The sequence below is a fragment of the Arthrobacter stackebrandtii genome, assembly GCF_017876675.1.
Taxonomy (GTDB): domain Bacteria; phylum Actinomycetota; class Actinomycetes; order Actinomycetales; family Micrococcaceae; genus Specibacter; species Specibacter stackebrandtii.
Genome location: NZ_JAGIOI010000001.1, coordinates 1 through 15,081 on the forward strand (window position 1 = coordinate 1; position 15,081 = coordinate 15,081).

Here is a 15,081-nt window from a genome sequence, read left to right on the forward strand (position 1 = left end):
GTGGAGGGAGGCCCCGCACCTGGTGGTGTGGGGCCTCGACCTCGTTTTGGTGTTGTCCGGCGGTGTCCTACTCTCCCACATCCTCTCGAATGCAGTACCATCGGCGCTGTGGGTCTTAGCTTCCGGGTTCGGAATGGGACCGGGCGTTTCCCCCACGCTATGACCACCGTAACTCGTTCCCCGAACCGTGTTTGGTTGGGTGGCTTGTTGGGTGTTCCTTTTGTGAACAACTTGTTGTTATTTTATTGTACAGGCCCCTGGTGCCGTCCCGCACCGCGTTGGTGGTGGGGGTGGTCACAGGGTTTCTGTGGTGTTGGGTTTCCAAACGGTTTGTTGTTTGGGAACCACATAGTGAACGCGAGCAGTCTTAGTGTTTATAAGAGTGTGTGTGGTGTAAGTTATCGGCTTATTAGTACCGGTCAGCTTCACGAGTCTTTAGTCCTCGCTTCCACGTCCGGCCTATCAACCCAGTGGTCTAGCTGGGGGCCTCTCACACATAAAGTGTATGGAAATCTCATCTTGAAGTGGGCTTCCCGCTTAGATGCTTTCAGCGGTTATCCCTTCCGAACGTAGCTAATCAGCGATGCACTTGGCAGTACAACTGACACACCAGAGGTTCGTCCGTCCCGGTCCTCTCGTACTAAGGACAGCTCTTCTCAAATTTCCTGCGCGCGCAGCGGATAGGGACCGAACTGTCTCACGACGTTCTAAACCCAGCTCGCGTACCGCTTTAATGGGCGAACAGCCCAACCCTTGGGACCTACTCCAGCCCCAGGATGCGACGAGCCGACATCGAGGTGCCAAACCATGCCGTCGATATGGACTCTTGGGCAAGATCAGCCTGTTATCCCCGAGGTACCTTTTATCCGTTGAGCGACGGCCATTCCACAATGTGCCGCCGGATCACTAGTCCCGACTTTCGTCCCTGCTCGAGGTGTCCCTCTCACAGTCAAGCTCCCTTGTGCACTTACACTCGATACCTGATTGCCAACCAGGCTGAGGGAACCTTTGGGCGCCTCCGTTACTTTTTAGGAGGCAACCGCCCCAGTTAAACTACCCATCAGGCACTGTCCCTGACCCGGATTACGGGCCGAAGTTAGATGTCCAAAGTGACCAGAGTGGTATTTCAACGATGACTCCACCACAACTAGCGTTGCGGTTTCACAGTCTCCCACCTATCCTACACAAGCCACTCCGAACACCAATACCAAACTATAGTAAAGGTCTCGGGGTCTTTCCGTCCTGCTGCGCGTAACGAGCATCTTTACTCGTACTGCAATTTCGCCGAGTTTATGGTTGAGACAGCGGGGAAGTCGTTACTCCATTCGTGCAGGTCGGAACTTACCCGACAAGGAATTTCGCTACCTTAGGATGGTTATAGTTACCACCGCCGTTTACTGGGGCTTAAATTCTCAGCTTCGCACTTGCGTGCTAACCGGTCCTCTTAACCTTCCAGCACCGGGCAGGAGTCAGTCCGTATACATCGTCTTGCGACTTCGCACGGACCTGTGTTTTTAGTAAACAGTCGCTTCCCCCTGGTCTCTGCGGCCCACACCCGCTCACGGACAGCTAGTGTCCTTCACGGGGCAGGCCCCCCTTCTCCCGAAGTTACGGGGGCATTTTGCCGAGTTCCTTAACCATAATTCTCTCGATCGCCTTAGTATTCTCTACCTGATCACCTGTGTCGGTTTGGGGTACGGGCGGTTGGAACCTCACGTCGATGCTTTTCTTGGCAGCATAGGATCACCGAATTCCCCCATGCGGGGGTCCCATCAGATCTCAGAATCGTCATCAAAGACAACACAACGGATTTGCCTATCGTGTTTCCTACATCCTTAGACCGGGACTACCATCGCCCGGCTCGGCTACCTTCCTGCGTCACACCTGTTAATACGTTTACATCCCCAGATCGGGTCCCACGCGCAACAAGACTCCCTGGCCCGAAGGCACGCAGAATCAAGTCTTGGGTGGTTAGTATCACTGGTTCAATAGGGGCGGTTCTTCACCGGTACGGGAATATCAACCCGTTGTCCATCGACTACGCCTGTCGGCCTCGCCTTAGGTCCCGACTTACCCAGGGCAGATTAGCTTGACCCTGGAACCCTTGATCATTCGGCGGACGGGTTTCTCACCCGTCTTTCGCTACTCATGCCTGCATTCTCACTCGTGCAGCCTCCACCACTCGTTCACACGGCGGCTTCAATGGCTGCACGACGCTCCCCTACCACTCCAAACCCCTGAACCAACTTGCGTTGGCTTGGGTAGTGTTTGAAATCCACAACTTCGGCGGTGTACTTGAGCCCCGCTACATTGTCGGCGCGGAATCACTTGACCAGTGAGCTATTACGCACTCTTTTAAGGATGGCTGCTTCTAAGCCAACCTCCTGGTTGTCTAAGCAATCCCACATCCTTTCCCACTTAGCACACGCTTAGGGGCCTTAGTTGGTGGTCTGGGCTGTTTCCCTCTCGACTATGAAGCTTATCCCCCACAGTCTCACTGCTACGCTCTCACTTACCGGCATTCGGAGTTTGGCTGACGTCAGTAACCTTGTAGGGCCCATTAGCCATCCAGTAGCTCTACCTCCAGTAAGAAACACGCAACGCTGCACCTAAATGCATTTCGGGGAGAACCAGCTATCACGAAGTTTGATTGGCCTTTCACCCCTACCCACAGCTCATCCCCTCCATTTTCAACTGAAGTGGGTTCGGTCCTCCACGCGCTCTTACACGCGCTTCAACCTGGCCATGGGTAGATCACTTCGCTTCGGGTCTAGATCACGCCACTACACTCGCCCTATTCAGACTCGCTTTCGCTACGGCTTCCCCACACGGGTTAACCTCGCGACGTAACACTAACTCGCAGGCTCATTCTTCAAAAGGCACGCCATCACCACAACAAGGTGGCTCTGACGGATTGTAAGCACACGGTTTCAGGTACTATTTCACTCCCCTCCCGGGGTACTTTTCACCTTTCCCTCACGGTACTTGTCCGCTATCGGTCATTAGGTAGTATTTAGGCTTATCAGGTGGTCCTGACAGATTCACACGGGATTTCTCGGGCCCCGTGCTACTTGGGATACTCACCAGGGAGTGCACTGCATTTCAGTTACGGGACTCTCACCCTCTACGGTCGGCCATTCAAAACCGTTCACCTATACATGCACCATTCCCCTTCCCAGTCCGGCAGAACTGGATCGGTAAGTCCCACAACCCCGCACCATGCAACGCCCGCCGGCTATCACACATGACACGGTTTAGCCTGATCCGCGTTCGCTCGCCACTACTAACGGAATCACTATTGTTTTCTCTTCCTGTGGGTACTGAGATGTTTCACTTCCCCACGTTCCCTCCACACACCCTATATATTCAGGTGCGGGTCACCACCTCGCCTTGCGACGGGTAGCGGGGTTCCCCCATTCGGACACCCTCGGATCAAAGTTTGGTTATCAACTCCCCGAGGCTTATCGCAGATTCCTACGTCCTTCTTCGGCTCCTAATGCCAAGGCATCCACCGTGCGCCCTTAAAAACTTGACCACACACATGCAGTCAAACTCACAAGAACAACACAAAATGTTGCACTCACAAAATTTTTGTACTTCTATCGAGAGAACCATGAAAACAAACACCAACCACACACACAAGTGCATGCAAGCCGGCATCCAGTTCCAGGTTCATTCATTTTCTCAAAGAAATTGCTTTCTTATAAAAGATGCTCGCGTTCACTATGTAGTTCTCAAACAACAACCCCACCACACACATCCCCACCAACAACACCAAAGTGTCCAAGTCAGCAAGTCCGTTGCGTGCGGGAAACCAGGCACAACCACAAACCCAACCCCACAAAAAAGGGGGAGGGCCTGTTGTTGTTCCAGGACCCAACAGTGTGCCAAACACTACCCACCAGAACACAGCAATCCATGATGAAACGTTCCCCGCAACCCCCAAAAGGATTGCTGTACTAATCTCGGACTGCCCCGTGCCGGCAGGCACCTGTTTCATTGATATTCCACCCTTGAGCAACCCACCGAGAAACAAACGTTCTCGCAATGGATTATTCTCCTCACACCACCGGCAGTCACCATGCGGTGCCTGTTGTGGTGTTTGGTGCTCCTTAGAAAGGAGGTGATCCAGCCGCACCTTCCGGTACGGCTACCTTGTTACGACTTAGTCCCAATCGCCAGTCCCACCTTCGACCACTCCCTCCCTTGCGGGTTGGGCCATGGGCTTCGGGTGTTACCAACTTTCGTGACTTGACGGGCGGTGTGTACAAGGCCCGGGAACGTATTCACCGCAGCGTTGCTGATCTGCGATTACTAGCGACTCCGACTTCATGGGGTCGAGTTGCAGACCCCAATCCGAACTGAGACCGGCTTTTTGGGATTAGCTCCACCTCACAGTATCGCAACCCATTGTACCGGCCATTGTAGCATGCGTGAAGCCCAAGACATAAGGGGCATGATGATTTGACGTCGTCCTCACCTTCCTCCGAGTTGACCCCGGCAGTCTCCTATGAGTCCCCACCATTACGTGCTGGCAACATAGAACGAGGGTTGCGCTCGTTGCGGGACTTAACCCAACATCTCACGACACGAGCTGACGACAACCATGCACCACCTGTAAACCGACCGCAAGCGGGGCACCTGTTTCCAGGTGTTTCCAGTTCATGTCAAGCCTTGGTAAGGTTCTTCGCGTTGCATCGAATTAATCCGCATGCTCCGCCGCTTGTGCGGGCCCCCGTCAATTCCTTTGAGTTTTAGCCTTGCGGCCGTACTCCCCAGGCGGGGCACTTAATGCGTTAGCTACGGCGCGGAAAACGTGGAATGTCCCCCACACCTAGTGCCCAACGTTTACGGCATGGACTACCAGGGTATCTAATCCTGTTCGCTCCCCATGCTTTCGCTCCTCAGCGTCAGTTAATGCCCAGAGACCTGCCTTCGCCATCGGTGTTCCTCCTGATATCTGCGCATTTCACCGCTACACCAGGAATTCCAGTCTCCCCTACATCACTCTAGTCTGCCCGTACCCACCGCAGATCCGGGGTTGAGCCCCGGACTTTCACGGCAGACGCGACAAACCGCCTACGAGCTCTTTACGCCCAATAATTCCGGATAACGCTTGCGCCCTACGTATTACCGCGGCTGCTGGCACGTAGTTAGCCGGCGCTTCTTCTGCAAGTACCCTCAACCAGTCAACGACTGGCCTTGTTCCCTACTGAAAGAGGTTTACAACCCGAAGGCCGTCATCCCTCACGCGGCGTCGCTGCATCAGGCTTGCGCCCATTGTGCAATATTCCCCACTGCTGCCTCCCGTAGGAGTCTGGGCCGTGTCTCAGTCCCAGTGTGGCCGGTCACCCTCTCAGGCCGGCTACCCGTCGTCGCCTTGGTGAGCCATTACCTCACCAACAAGCTGATAGGCCGCGAGTCCATCCAAAACCAATAAATCTTTCAACACAACCCCATGCGGGACCATGTCAATATCCAGTATTAGACCCCGTTTCCAAGGCTTATCCCAGAGTTAAGGGCAGGTTACTCACGTGTTACTCACCCGTTCGCCACTAATCCCCCCGCAAGCGGGGTTCATCGTTCGACTTGCATGTGTTAAGCACGCCGCCAGCGTTCATCCTGAGCCAGGATCAAACTCTCCGTTAATAACTAAACAGACACACACAACCACACCGGAAAAAGATGACAGCTGCGTGCACTAAATTCGAAACCAGCTAAACGATCATGCATCACCACAGGGGCGGCAACACACAACCAAATAACCAATCAAATAAATAAATTGGTATCAATAAAACTTGGCACACTATTGAGTTCTCAAACAACAACTGCATTCAAGTACTTGCCGGCCCTATAACTTCCAGGCGGGTTTTCGTCGCTGCGATGATCTAACTTTATTTCAATGGAAACCATTTTGTCCAATCCACAGCGTGTGTGGCTCGTCACTTCATGTTTTCCATAAACCCGTATTTCATATGAATAAATTCGAATCGAAGAGACGTTTATATTCAATAAATTGTAAGGTTTATTTTGGCTTCTTGCGAGGTGGTGAGCGCTGCTCCTGTTGGGGAGTGGCTCAGCGTTGCGCAAGCAACAGATAGAACAATACACAGATGCCCGCCCCCAATGCAAATCGGGGGCGGGCATCTGCCAAACATCCGGTGAACAGCTAGGCGGAGAGCTCCACCATGGCCAGCGTGCGCTTGCCGCGGCGGACCAGCAGGTACTTCCCGTGGAGCGCGTCGCCGGCACCCAGGACAGCGTCCAGGTCGGTGACCTTGACGTTGTTCACGTAGGCGCCGCCCTCCCCCACCGTGCGCCGGGCTTCGGAATTTGTCTTGGACAGGCCGGCTGCAACCAGCAGCTCGACAATGCCCAGACCGGCGGCCGGGGCCGACGCCTGCGGCAGTTCGCGGGTGGCGGATGCAAGCGTTGCCTCATCCAGTTCGCCGAGGTCGCCCTGGCCGAACAGTGCACCCGACGCTGCGATGACCTTCAACGCGGCATCCACCCCGTGGACCAGAGAGGTCACCTGGAATGCAAGGGTGCGCTGGCCTTCACGTGCCTGCGGCTTCTCGGCAACTGAGACACCAATGGCCTCAATCTGCTCGCGGGAGAGGAAGGTGAAGACCTTCAGGCGGTCCACGACATCGTCATCTGCCGTGTTGAGCCAGAACTGGTACATGTCGAACGGGCTGCACATCTCAGGGTCCAGCCAGATGGCGTTGCCCTCGCTCTTGCCGAACTTGGTGCCGTCGGAGTTGGTGATGAGCGGGGTGCCCAATGCATGGACGGAGGCGCCCTCCACCTTGCGGATCAGGTCGGTGCCGCTGGTCAGGTTGCCCCACTGGTCGGATCCGCCCTGCTGCAGCACGCAGCCGTACTGGCGGAACAGCTCAAGGTAGTCCATGCCCTGCAGGATCTGGTAGCTGAATTCGGCGTAGCTGATGCCCTCGTCGGAGTTCAGCCGTGAGGCCACGATGTCCTTCTTGACCATGGTGCCAACCCGGAAGTGCTTGCCAATGTCGCGCAGGAAATCCAGCACGGACATGGGCTCGGTCCAGTCCAGGTTGTTGACCATGCGTGCGGCGTTCTCACCCTCGAAGGACAGGAAGCGCTGCACCTGGCCCTGCAGGTAGCCGACCCACTCGGTCACGGTTTCCTTGGAGTTCATGGTGCGCTCGGCCGTGGGGCGCGGGTCCCCCACCAGGCCGGTGGAACCGCCCACCAGGCCCAGCGGCTTGTGTCCGGCGAGCTGCATGCGGCGCATGGTCAGCAGCTGGACCAGGTTGCCCAGGTGCAGGCTCGGTGCCGTGGGGTCAAAGCCGCAATAGTACGTGATCGGCTCGCCGGCGAGCAGCTCTTCAAGGGCTGCCTCGTCGGTGGAGACCTTAACCAGGCCTCGCCATTTGAGCTCCTGCCAAACATTGGCGAAGCTGGAGTCGTTCTCGGGGACGCGGAGTTCAGTTTGCAAAGACACACCCCAAAATTACCAGCACGACGGCGTTTCGTCAGATTCCGCCAGCGCGCCGCCTCCCGCTGGGGCTGGGCAGCTGACGACGGCGGGCAACCCACTCAAGGTGGGGTGCCCGCCGTCGTGCAGGTAAAGCCGGGCAACCGGCGGTGCCGTTACCGGACGATGCCCTCGGGCAGCGGCTCGGAGGTGACCAGGCGCAGGCGCCGGGTGGGGCGGGTCATGGCGACGTAGAGGTCGCCCACGCGGCCCCCGGCGCCGGCCAGCAGTGCGACCGGTTCCATGATGATGACACCGTCAAACTCCAGGCCCTTGGCCTCGTGGGGGTCGATCACCACGATGTCCTGTTCCAGGGAGCCGGCGCCGTGGCCGATGCGGGCACCGTAGACCTCGCGCAGCGCGGCCGTGGTTTCCGCCACGAGGGCGAGGGGTGCGATGACGGCCACGAGGCCGCCGCCCACCGCTGCCGTCTCCTCCGGCATGGCTGCCACGACCGCGGCGACCACCCCGTCTGCGCCGACGTGGTCAACGATGGGTTCCCATTCGCCGTCGCGCACGGCCTTGGGTGCCGAGACCACCTGTCCGGCCGCATTGGCCATGCGCACGGCGGCCTCTGCAATCTGGGACGGCGTGCGGTAGTTGACAGTCAGTTCCTCCAGCGTCCAGCGCTCCCCCATGAAGGGGGTCAGCGCCTGCTGCCAGGAGATGGCACCGGCTGCGGAACTGGTCTGGGCGATGTCGCCGACGATGGTGAAGGACTTCACGGGGCAGCGGCGGACAAGCAGGCGCCAGTGCATGGGCGAAAGTTCCTGTGCCTCGTCGACCACCACGTGGCCGTACGCCCAGGTGCGGTCGGTGAGGGCACGCTCGGCGCTGGTCTGCGCCGCGGCCTCCACGACGTTGTAGTCCGCGAGCTGCTCCGCCGTGAGCATCCCGTCCACGCCGGAGTCCTCCAGCTGCTGGTTGACGTTGGCGATGGCCTTTTCGGCATTGGCGAGGTCGCGCTTGCGCTGGGCCTCGGCACTGGCCTGGGCGCGGCCGCCGGTGGCGTCCATCTCGCCGAGGAGTTCGGCAGCCTCGTCCAGCAGGGGGACGTCCGACTCGCTCCACGGCGCTCCGGGTGCGCGCTGCAGCAGGGAGCGCTCCGCCTCAGTGAAGCCGGGGGTCACGGCGGCCAGGATTTCCGGCTTGCTGAACATGTCGTCAATGAGCTTTTGCGGGGTCATGGGCATCCAGCACAGGTTCAGCATGATGCGCACGTCCCGCGAGGAGCGGACGTCCTCGCCCAGGTAGGAGCGGTCGGCGTTGTTGCCGGCCCCGGCAGCCTCGATGTGCTCGCGCAGCTGCTCGGTGAGCTCACGCAGGAGCGTCTTGACAAAGGTGAGGCGCGCCTCGTTGTGCGGCAGGCCCGTGGCCCGCGCCTTGTCCCGGGCGCGGCGCACCTGCCGGACGGTGAGAATCAAACGGGTGCCTTCGACGTCGAGCCTGACATCCTCGCGCGGCAGGCGCTGGCGGTTGGCGACGGCGTTGGCCACCACCTGCGCCATGGCCAGGCGGCCCTTGAGCTCGGCGGTTTCTGCAGTTTCCGGCGCCGTGGCGCGCACGCCCGGGAAGAGGTTGCCGACGCTGGCCATGACCACGCCGGTTTCGCCGAGAGAGGGCAGGACGCGCTCGATGTACTTCATGAAGGCGGTGGACGGGCCCACGAGCAGCACGCCGGCGGCTTGCAGGCGTTCGCGGTGGGTGTAGAGCAGGTAGGCGGCACGGTGGAGGGCCACGGCCGTCTTTCCGGTGCCGGGGCCGCCCTGGACCACCAGTGCCCCGCTCAGTGGCGAGCGGATGATCCTGTCCTGCTCGGACTGGATGGTGCCGACGATGTCGTTCATGCGGCCCGTGCGCTTGGAGTTCAGGGCCGCCAGCAGCGCACCCTCGCCCTGGAGGTGCTCGCCCTCGACCAGCATGGTGTGGTCAAGGACGTCGTCCTCAATGGCTTTTACGGTGCGGCCCTGCAGCATGAGGTGGCGGCGGCGGCGCACGCCCATGCGCTCGAAGGCCGTTGCCTGGTAGAAGGTGCCGGCCTCCGGGGCCCGCCAGTCCACCATGAGCTGTCGCTGGTCCTCCGAGGAGAGGCCGATGCGGCCAATGTAGCGGTCCTGGCCGTCGTCCAGGTCCAGGCGGCCGAACACCAGCTTGTCATCCACCGCGTTCAGCTGGGCGAGCCGGTCCTCGTACAGTGTGGCGAAGGCGTCGCGCTCGGAGCGGTTCTGGTGGGTGCCCATGGACTTTTCCCGGCGCACCCCGCCCAGCTGCTCCACCTTTTCCGCGCGCAGCTCATCCAGCCGTGAGTACAGCCCGTCAACATAGGCGCGTTCTTTGGCCAACTCGTCGTCATACATGCAAGGCTCCTGATACGTAAGGCTCCCGCCAAAAGGCGGACCGTCCATTCTATCCCGGGTGCGCCGCCCGCGGCTGGAGTTTTGCTGTGGGCGTTGCGCCGTGCGGGATGGATGCTTGGGGGCGGGCAGTGTCCGCGGCCTGGCGGCGCAGTGGAATGCTGGCGCGCGGGTGCCCCGATCCAGACCCCCTGCACCTCACGCGGGCAGGCTCGGGACAAGCGGCTAGACGTGCAGCAGTGAGACGATCTCACGGCCGGGCAGGTTTTCCCGTCCCGGCAGGGCATCGATTTCAAGCACGACGCCGATGCCCGCCACCACTGCACCGGTGCGTTCCAGCAGGGTTGCCGCCGCGCCGAGGGTGCCGCCGGTGGCCAGGACGTCGTCAAGAATCAGCACGCGTGTGCCTGCCGGGACGTCCTCCTGGTGGAGTTCCAGGGTGGCCTCGCCGTACTCAAGTGCGTAGCTTTCCGCGTAGACGTCGCGGGGCAGCTTTCCGGCCTTACGGATGGTGATCACACCGGTTCCCGTGGCGTATGCAGCAGCCGCAGCAAGGAGGAAGCCGCGCGCCTCAACCCCGGCAACGGCGTCGAACTTTCCGGCGAACTTGGCGACGATGGAATCGACCACCAGTTTCAGTGCCGGGCCGTCCGCAAAAACAGGGGTTAAATCTTTGAAAACAATGCCCGGCTCCGGGTAGTCCGGCACGGTGGCGCACAAGCGCTCAACAACCGCGGAAACATGCGGATTATTGGCAGTTTCAGGGTTGCTCTCGGAGGGGTTCACGGGGGCGCTTAATGTCTTGTTCACCCCTCCACGGTACATCGACTCCAAAGGGGGCTTTTCCCGCAGCCAAAAAGGTGCTTATATATTCCCCGTGCAACACAACATTTCACTCCCCGGACACGGTGTCCGGCTTGTGCCGCTACGGCGTCGTCACGCGGCAGATCTTTACCCCTACATCGATGTAGACATGTGGGCCGGCATGGCCGCCGACCGTCCCACGTCCAAACGTGCCCTGGAACGGATTTTTGCGGCCAGGATCGCCGATCCCTCCGTCATTGCCTTCGCCGTGGTGGATGAGGAGACCGGCACCGTCGCCGGCACGACCAGCCTCTACGACTACGTGCCCGAGCAGTCGCGCGTGGAGTTGGGCATGACGTTTTTTGGCCGGAACTACTGGGGCCGCAACGTCAATGCCGCCTCAAAACTGGCGCTGCTGACGTTTGCCTTCGAGGAGCTCCTGGTGCACCGGGTGACGCTGCGCTGCGACGTCCGCAACACCCGCAGCGCAGCCGCCATCGTCAAGCTTGGCGCCACGCTGGAAGGCGTGCTTCGTTCCTACCGCTGGGGCCATGACGGCCCCCGCGTGGACAGCAGCGTCTACTCGCTCCTGGAACACGAATGGCCGGCATCCCGTGCCGGGCTGGTGCAGCGCCTCACCCCGGCGGACCTCCTGCCCGAGGTCACCGAGCTGATTGAGTTTTCGGAGCAGCTGGTGCGGGCCGACGCGGAGCACGCACCACTCCCGGCCTGAACTTCGAGACGGTGGGTTCGCCGTCGAGCCAAAACCGCCAAGGGTACTGGTCCGTGCCGCCGGGCCCGCTGATGCCAACCCGGGGACCCGTCCTGACATTCAGGGCGGGTTCATCCGGCAGCGTCACCGTGACTTCCCCGCCGAGGGCAGCGATCCCGTTGTGCTCGCGTGCGAACCCCATGGCCTTGGCCAGCCTCGCCGGTCCCTGCGCCAGTTCATAATCATGTTTTGCTGCGGGCCGCCGGCTTCGTGCGAGCTCGACTCCCCCGACGATTTCCCCCGCCCGCATCAGGCAACCGGAGGACAACCCCTCGGGCCGGCACACCAGGTTGGCGCTGAAGTGCATCCCGTAGCTGAAATACACGTACAGGTGCCCGGGCGGGCCGAACATGACCGAATTGCGTTCGGTCTTCCCGCGGTACGTGTGTGCGCCCGGGTCGGGATCCTCCGAGTCTGCCGGGCCAAGGTAGGCCTCCACCTCTGTCAGGCGCACGACGACGGGACCTTCCGGACTCTCATGCCGCACCAATGCGCCCAGCAAGTAGGGTGCCACCGCCGTGGCGGGGTTTTGCAGCAGCTCAAGAAGGTCGATCGGGGCGGTCATGTTCTCAACATAGCAGGGCGCCTGTTCGGCCCCTTTCCCGGCCCTGCAGGCCTTCGTTGGGAGTAGACTCCGCCCATGGAGCCACCATTCATGAAGGCCGCGTATTTCACCGAACTGGGCGGCCCCGGCGTCATCCGCCACGGTGACCAGCCGCTGCCCGGGCCCGAGGCCGGCACCGTCCTGGTCCGGGTGGCCGCCTCCGCGGTCAACCATGTGGACACTTTTGTCCGCAGCGGCGCCTACGCCACTGAGCTGCGCTTCCCCCAAGTCGTGGGCCGGGACCTGGTGGGGACCGCGGAACTCATTGGCCCGGGTGCGGCCGGACGGTTCTCCCCCGGCGACGCAGTTTGGTCAAACTCGATGGGCTTTGGCGGGCGGCCGGGTGCCGCGGCACAATTCATTGCCGTTCCGGCCGACAGGCTGTACCGCCTGCCGCCCGGCGTGGATCCGGTTCAGGCAGCCGCCGTGCTGCATTCCGGTGCCACCTCCCACCTGGCGCTCCACCGCCACGGCCGGATGTCGTCCGGCCACACTGTTTTTGTTGGCGGCGCCGGAGGTGGCGTGGGCTCTGCCGCCGTCGCCATGGCTGCGCAGGCCGGTGCCAGGGTTATCTGCTCTTCCAGCCGGGCCGACGCCGGACACTGCCTTGCGCTGGGTGCGGACGTTGCGCTGGACTACCGTTCCCCAACGTTCGCCGCCGATTTGCGCGATGCGGTGCAGGCGGTTTCCGGCGGGCGGGGCCTGGACATCCACCTCGAGACGTCGGGGCGGCACCTGCTGGAGCTCGCCGTCGACCTTCTGGGAAGGGGCGGGCGGATCATTGCCATGTCAGGAATTTCCGGCACCGACCCCGTCCCGCTGGGCAAGCTTTACACGCGAGACGGCAGCATCCTGGGCTTCGCGATCAGCAACGCAACGGTGGCCGAGCTGGCCGATGCGGCGTCTGCGGTCAACGCCCTGCTGGCGGGCGGCTTCAGGGCGCGCGGTGTCTCGCCCCGGCCGTTGGCTGGGGCTGCGGCGGCGCATGAGGCGCTGGCGGCGGGCACGGTTCACGGCAAGATCGTGCTGGTGCCGTAGCCGGGGGCCGGCCCTGCCGTGGAAGAATTCAGGCATGGCTGAAGAACTGCAGTTCACTCCCCCGTTTGAGCCCGGCATATTCGATTTCCTGGCGGCACGTGCGGTGCCCGGCGTGGAGGAAGCCGACTCCGCCAACTATTCGAGGACCCTGGCACTGGCGGGCGGGCACGGATGGTTTCATGTCCGGTGGGATGGCCGTTCGCTGTGGCTGGAATCCCGATTGGAAGACCCGTCGGATGCGGATGAGCTGACGGACAGGGTGCGGCACCTGTTCAACCTGGACCACGACCCGGCCGCTGCCGATGCCTCGTTGGCTGCCAACCCGCTGCTGGCCCCGCGCGTAGCGGCCCTGCCGGGAATCAGGCTGCCGGGCTGCGTTGACCCTGCGGAAATACTCATCCGCGCCATGGTCGGGCAGCAGATCACCGTGGCAGCCGCCCGGACCTCGCTGTCCCAGCTGGTGGCGGTCGGCACCCCGAGCCGGGTGCCGCGCGGTTCCCTGAGCCACATGTTCCCCAGGCCGGCCGAGATCGCTGCCCACGGCCGGGACATCCTGCGGGGCCCTCAGCGGCGCATCGACTCCATCGTGGCCGTCGCCGGCATGCTGGCCGACGGTTCCCTGCAGGTCGGTGCCGCCGACAGCCATGAAAGCCTCGCCGAAAAGTTGCTGCCCATCCCCGGCATCGGCCCCTGGACGGTGGGGTACGTGGCCATGCGGGTGCTGGGCGATGGGGACATATTCCTGCCCGGCGACTCGGCGGTGCGCAACGGCTACGGCCTGCTCCGCGGCGACACGCTGGAACGGGCCCGGACCATCAAGGCCGCGGAGCTGTCCCGCATCGGCGGGGCCCTGAAGCCGTGGCGGTCCTATGCCACACTGCACCTGTGGCGTGTCTCCGGGGAAGGGCAGAATGCGGCCGTGATTCGGCGCCAAGTTCCGGCAGCTCTGCCCCTGCCGGCCCAACCGCTACCCCGAACGTACAGTTGATGCCGGTGTCAGGCGCCAACATCGGCACATAGTGTACGTTCGATGCGGGCTACCGGGGCTCCCACCCCTTGGCCCTGAGCGATGCGGCAACCTTGTCCACCACGGCAGGGCGGTCTCCCCGCAGGTCTTCGCGGGAGAGGCGAATTTCCTCCCAGCCCAGGGCCCGGCTCATGTCGAGTCGCCGGATGTCCCGCTGGTACTGGCCCGGCATGTTGTGGTGGGCCCCCTCGTATTGAAGCCCTATCCGGTACTTCCGGTAGGCGCCGTCCGGCCACAGCCGCGGGATGCCCTGCTCACAACTAACGATCACGTTGAGTTCAGGTTCCGGCAGCCCCGCGTCAACGATGGCCAGCCTCATGAACGTCTCCGGCGGCGAGTCCGCCCCGACACGGATCAGTTCCAGGGCCTCCCTCGCCCGCCGCAGCCCTCGCATGCCCGGGTGGCGCCGCACGGCGTCCGCCAGGTCCCCCGCGGTGCAGATGGAGTCCTTGGGATAGGGAAAGTCATATCCGTGGCTGCAGACCAGAAAATCCCCGGCAGCCACCAGGTCGCGCATCGACAGGCACGCTGCCAGGTCAAGCCAGGTCCGAGCCGGGCTCGTCAGCCGGACACCCTCAATTTCGCAGCACTCGCCGGGTGCAAATGAGAGGCGGTGGCCCACCACGTTGACCCGCCTTGGCGCTCCGGCGGCAGTCGGATTGGCCAGATGGATGCGCCAGTCACTCTCAGCCGCGGCTGGCAGCGGAATCCCCCACAGCCGTGCCGCCGACGTGTGGCTCAAGACGGAGAGAGGGCTGGCTTCCGTATAGGCCGCCAATGCCGCAGCCCCCTTCAACGGCACGCCGGCGGGCATCCGAATGCCGCGGGAGACCACAATGAGGTCGCTGGCCCGGGTTCGTCCCCTCGGCACGCCGGCATCGTCGGAGGCCTGGATGCCAAACGACCTCCGGGACAGGTGTTGGGGCAGCTGTTTCCGGCGCATATGCCCATTGTTTCCCGAAAAATGGG

General features: G+C 61.8%; 9 protein-coding genes and 3 rRNA genes. 3 read left to right on the top strand and 9 right to left on the bottom strand.

All coding sequences use genetic code 11. The features are described from left to right. Window positions 1-54 precede the first annotated feature (54 nt). The 7 genes from rrf to JOF48_RS00035 form a co-directional block, all read right to left on the bottom strand. Window positions 55-171, bottom strand: a 5S ribosomal RNA gene (rrf, locus tag JOF48_RS00005). 217 nt (window positions 172-388) lie between these two features. Then, window positions 389-3,535 (bottom strand): 23S ribosomal RNA (locus JOF48_RS00010). A gap of 141 nt (window positions 3,536-3,676) precedes the next feature. Continuing rightward, on the bottom strand, window positions 3,677-4,000 hold the full coding sequence (locus JOF48_RS00015; protein WP_209676077.1) for a hypothetical protein: 324 nt from the start codon (window positions 3,998-4,000) through the stop codon (window positions 3,677-3,679). A 116-nt stretch (window positions 4,001-4,116) separates the two neighbouring features. Continuing rightward, window positions 4,117-5,649 (bottom strand): 16S ribosomal RNA (locus tag JOF48_RS00020). The 16S, 23S and 5S rRNA genes sit together here, the layout of an rRNA operon. Window positions 5,650-6,169: 520 nt before the next feature. Then, complete coding sequence (gene tyrS / locus JOF48_RS00025; protein ID WP_209676079.1) at window positions 6,170-7,480, bottom strand: tyrosine--tRNA ligase; 1,311 nt, start codon at window positions 7,478-7,480, stop codon at window positions 6,170-6,172. Between the two features lie 149 nt (window positions 7,481-7,629). Further along, entirely contained in the window at window positions 7,630-9,870 is a 2,241-nt protein-coding gene (locus tag JOF48_RS00030) for a HelD family protein (protein ID WP_209676081.1), read from the bottom strand. Between the two features lie 222 nt (window positions 9,871-10,092). Next, complete coding sequence (locus JOF48_RS00035) at window positions 10,093-10,653, bottom strand: adenine phosphoribosyltransferase (protein ID WP_342591318.1); 561 nt, start codon at window positions 10,651-10,653, stop codon at window positions 10,093-10,095. A 91-nt stretch (window positions 10,654-10,744) separates the two neighbouring features. Here JOF48_RS00035 and JOF48_RS00040 point away from each other — a divergent pair, with 91 nt between their 5' ends. After that, entirely contained in the window at window positions 10,745-11,404 is a 660-nt protein-coding gene (locus tag JOF48_RS00040) for a GNAT family N-acetyltransferase (protein ID WP_209676085.1), read from the top strand. Here JOF48_RS00040 and JOF48_RS00045 read toward each other — a convergent pair. Next, window positions 11,334-12,008: a DNA-3-methyladenine glycosylase gene (locus tag JOF48_RS00045; RefSeq protein WP_209676086.1), complete on the bottom strand. Its 675-nt coding sequence runs from the start codon at window positions 12,006-12,008 to the stop codon at window positions 11,334-11,336. The genes JOF48_RS00040 and JOF48_RS00045 overlap by 71 nt on opposite strands. 75 nt (window positions 12,009-12,083) lie before the next feature. Between JOF48_RS00045 and JOF48_RS00050 the strand changes: the two genes are divergently transcribed. Then, a complete protein-coding gene (locus JOF48_RS00050) occupies window positions 12,084-13,085 on the top strand; it encodes a zinc-binding dehydrogenase (RefSeq protein ID WP_245346335.1) in 1,002 nt (333 codons plus the stop codon). A gap of 34 nt (window positions 13,086-13,119) precedes the next feature. Beyond that, complete coding sequence (locus JOF48_RS00055; RefSeq protein ID WP_209676087.1) at window positions 13,120-14,073, top strand: DNA-3-methyladenine glycosylase family protein; 954 nt, start codon at window positions 13,120-13,122, stop codon at window positions 14,071-14,073. 49 nt (window positions 14,074-14,122) lie between these two features. Here JOF48_RS00055 and JOF48_RS00060 read toward each other — a convergent pair whose 3' ends face one another. Then, complete coding sequence (locus JOF48_RS00060; RefSeq protein ID WP_209676088.1) at window positions 14,123-15,055, bottom strand: hypothetical protein; 933 nt, start codon at window positions 15,053-15,055, stop codon at window positions 14,123-14,125. Window positions 15,056-15,081: the final 26 nt, after the last annotated feature.

Coding starts and splice junctions, on each gene's coding strand:
- JOF48_RS00050 (WP_245346335.1), top strand. CDS start 12,084: ATGGAGCCACCATTCATGAAGGCCGCGTATTTCACCGAACTGGGCGGC.
- JOF48_RS00030 (WP_209676081.1), bottom strand. CDS start 9,870: ATGTATGACGACGAGTTGGCCAAAGAACGCGCCTATGTTGACGGGCTG.
- JOF48_RS00055 (WP_209676087.1), top strand. CDS start 13,120: ATGGCTGAAGAACTGCAGTTCACTCCCCCGTTTGAGCCCGGCATATTC.
- JOF48_RS00045 (WP_209676086.1), bottom strand. CDS start 12,008: ATGACCGCCCCGATCGACCTTCTTGAGCTGCTGCAAAACCCCGCCACG.
- JOF48_RS00060 (WP_209676088.1), bottom strand. CDS start 15,055: ATGCGCCGGAAACAGCTGCCCCAACACCTGTCCCGGAGGTCGTTTGGC.
- JOF48_RS00015 (WP_209676077.1), bottom strand. CDS start 4,000: ATGAAACAGGTGCCTGCCGGCACGGGGCAGTCCGAGATTAGTACAGCA.